The sequence below is a fragment of the Rhodococcus marinonascens NBRC 14363 genome, assembly GCF_001894885.1.
GTDB classification, from domain to species: domain Bacteria; phylum Actinomycetota; class Actinomycetes; order Mycobacteriales; family Mycobacteriaceae; genus Rhodococcus_F; species Rhodococcus_F marinonascens.
Genome location: NZ_BCXB01000097.1, coordinates 1 through 3,048, shown reverse-complemented (window position 1 = coordinate 3,048; position 3,048 = coordinate 1). Strand labels below are relative to the sequence as shown.

The 3,048-nt window shown below is 65.1% G+C and carries 1 protein-coding gene; it reads right to left on the bottom strand.

What is annotated here, in order from left to right; all coding sequences use genetic code 11:
- On the bottom strand, positions 1 to 2,996 hold a 2,996-nt coding region (locus RM2_RS22860; RefSeq protein WP_245814109.1), incomplete at its 3' end, for a condensation domain-containing protein.
- Positions 2,997 to 3,048 lie beyond the last annotated feature (52 nt).

Genomic DNA, 3,048 nt, shown 5'->3' with positions numbered 1-3,048 from the left:
TCGGACACCACCGTCTCGAACACTCGGGTGATTCGTCCCGCCATCAACTCGACGGTGGCCTGATCGACGAGGTCAGGTAGGTAGTGGAAGGTCATGCGCAGTCGGTTGTCTACCGAAAAGGCCACGCTGAGCGGGTAGTGCGTGGCGTCGGCACCATTGACGTCGACCACGCGGATGCCGGCGAAGTCGGTGTCCAAGGTGAGTCCCCCTCGGTCGATCGGGTACGACTCGAACACCGTTGCCGTGTCGAACTGGATGTCGCGACCGGCTACCCGTTGGATCTCGGCCAGACCGAGGTGGTGGTGATCGAGCAGGGCGGCCTGTTCCGCTTGCGTCCGATCCAGCAACTGCCCCAGTGTTTCCTGGGGGTTCAGTGTGATGCGCACGGGAACCGTGTTGACGAACAACCCGATCATCGACTCCACCCCGACCAGCTGCGGTGAGCGCCCGGACACCGTGCCACCGAAGGTCACGTCGTATCGGGAAGTTGACGCGCTCAGCATGATCCCCCACGCCACCTGGGTCACGGTGTTCATGGTTACGTTCCGACTTCGGGCGAGCATCCTCAGGTCCGCGGTCAGGGTCTCGGGAAGCGTGAAGTCCTGCTGCAACGGCGGGGACGAGAAGCGTTCTCCCTGCAGTTCAGGCAGGAGCAGTGTCGGACCGTCGATGCCCGCGAGCGCAGCCGACCAGGCCGCACGCGAGGGTCCCCGGTCCAGACGATCGAGCCAGGCGAGGAAGTCTCGGTAGGGCCGGGGTCCCGGTAGCGAAGAAGAACCCACTCCCCCGGACACGTATAGAGCGAGCAGATCCCGGATCGCGATCGGCATCGACCATCCGTCGAGCAGGGTGTGGTGGTTGGTCCACACGAGACGGGATTCGTCGCGCCCTGTAGATACGAGAAGGAACCGCACCAAGGGCGCCCTGGTCGTGTCGAATGCCTCGGCCCGGTCTGCGATACGAATCCGCTCGAGTTCGGGCCGGCGCTCGTTCTCTGGCAGACCAGTCAGGTCGACCTCGCGGAACGGCACCTCGACCACCGCGGGCACCACTTGCACGAACGTCCCGTCGCGCGCGGGGACAAACGCAACCCGAAGATTCGCGTGCCGCTCCATCAATGCCTTTGCTGCGCTGCGCATCCGGGCCGGATCGACGGCACCGTTCAGGTGCAGTTCCACCTGCACCGTGTAGGCGTCGATCGACGGCTTCGCCAGCAGTGCGTGGAAGAGCAACCCCGCCTGCAGGGGCGCGGCCGGCCACACATCGGTGAGCGTCCCGAATCGCTCCTCCCACCCGTCAAGGTCGCTCTGGGTCACCGCGACGAGTGGAACGTCCGAGGGGGTGAGTCCGCCGGAGTCTGGATTGTGGGCGTGGGACACCAAGGCGGACACCGACTCCCGCCACCGATCTGCGAACCGCTCGACCTCCTCGCGTGCGAGTAGGGTGTTCGGAAATCCGAAGCTCACCCGGAGTCGTCCGCCGATCACGATGGCGTTGACCTCGATCGCAGCGGAAGCTGGCATATCCGAGTCCGGGGCGTACCGCAGGTCGTCGAACCCGTCTGCTGGGGTCCAGCCGATTCCGGTGTCGTATTCCCTCCCGCCCGGAACTCGGCCGAGATAGTTGAAGCTGATCTGTCCCGGTTCGCTTCTCGGCAGCACCTTCGCGGCGTCAGGATTGAGGTAGCGGAGCAGTCCGTATCCGATGCCCATGTCGGGAACCGCGCGGAGTTGCTCTTTGACGAGTTTGACCGCCCGGCCCACGTGAGGTCCGCCGGAAAGGGCGTCGCCCAGATCGATCCCGCCGAGATCGATATGGACGGGGAAGATCGTCGTGAACCAACCCACCGTGCGGGACAGGTCGGCGCCAGGCACCACCTGCTGCTCGCGTCCATGCCCTTCCAGTCGGATCAGCATCGACGGCTCCCGAATTCCCCGCTCAGTTCGCCACGCCGACGCCGCCAACGCCAACGCCGTCAGGAGCACATCGAGGGCGCCGCCGTGATACATCTCCGGAACGGTGGTCAGCAACAAGGAAGTGTCGACAGAGGTCGTCTCGATGCTCACGTCCTGCATTGCGGTCGCCATGTCCACAGCCGGATCCAGGGGGCGGTCGGTGATCAGTGGGTCGGGCGCATCGACGACGTTCTTCCACCTTCCCAATTCGGCGGTCCGCTCGCTATGAAGTGCTTCTTCGGCCAACGCGTACGCCCACCTGCGCATTGAGGTCCCCGTTTCGGGGAGGTCCGGCGCTTGTCCTGTGGAGATCTGTGACCAGGCAGTGGCGAAGTCGGGCAGCAGAATACGCCAGGACACGCCGTCGACCGCAAGATGATGAGCCACCACGATCAACCGGCCCGTCCGCGCCGAGTCGGTGACCACCCACACCGGGTCGAGCCAGACGAACTGGACCACCACGCCGTCGAATGGGCGCAGTCTCTCGACTGCCGCCTCGTGCTCGTCTGCCACGAGATCTGACAACGCGTCGGCATCGATCGCCGCGTCGAACGCCACCCGACGGACAAGAGCCCCGCCATCGATGCCGTTGGCGGGGCGAGTCTCCATCTGCCACTGTCCGTCGGTGTCTCTGAGCAGTCGTGACCGCAGCATGTCGTGGCGGGCGATCACGGCGGCGACGGTCGCGACGAGTGCGTCAGAATCGACTCCGCTCGGGAGTTCGATCAGGATGCTCTGACTGAAACGTTCGAAGTGGCCGCCGCGTTCGATCAGGTACCGAACCACGGGGAGGGTGGGGAACGTGCCGACTCCGCCGCCCTCGAACTCGCCGAGACGAACCGTGTCGGTGTCGTCCACCGTCTCCGATTCCACTGCAAGCGCAGCCACCGTCCTATGTTCGAACACTTGTTGGGGTGTCAACACGAGTCCCCGCGCCTTCGCCCTCGACACCAACCGGATCGACAGGATGCTGTCGCCTCCCAGCGCGAAGAACGAGTCGTGCAACCCGACCTGTTCGAGGCCGAGTACTTCGGTGAACACCGACGCCAACGTTTCTTCCGCTGCGGTGCCAGCACCCCGGTGAGTCCCGTGC